Annotated in this window: 1 protein-coding gene; it reads right to left on the bottom strand. The window is 59.3% G+C overall.

Going from position 1 to position 253, the window contains the following annotated elements:
* Positions 1-114: 114 nt before the first annotated feature.
* Entirely contained in the window at positions 115-225 is a 111-nt protein-coding gene (locus tag SB764_RS42655; protein WP_410867131.1) for an FCD domain-containing protein, read from the bottom strand.
* Between the last annotated feature and the right edge of the window lie 28 nt (positions 226-253).

Here is a 253-nt window from a genome sequence, read left to right as displayed (position 1 = left end):
ATGCCCGCCAGCATTTCGTCGACGGCGTCAGCGCCGTTGTTGATGATTTTCTTGACCGTCATCGATCCTCCTTCGATGCATGCAGCCGCCCCTCTTCCCAGGCGGCAGGCATGCCTATTTCGTATAGAGCGCCCGTGAGCGTTCGAGATGCTTCAGCACCGCCGATTCTGCACCATCGGCATCGCGCGCCGCAAGACGCTCGACGATTTCCTCGTGCTCGACCAGCGTGAATTTTTCCTTGCCGGTCCAGATC

Origin of the sequence: Paraburkholderia sp. SIMBA_027, from assembly GCF_046535315.1 — a bacterium.
Taxonomy (GTDB): Bacteria; Pseudomonadota; Gammaproteobacteria; order Burkholderiales; family Burkholderiaceae; genus Paraburkholderia; species Paraburkholderia tropica.
The sequence above is the reverse complement of the archived record's forward strand: the minus strand, read 5'-3'. Positions and strand labels throughout refer to the sequence as shown.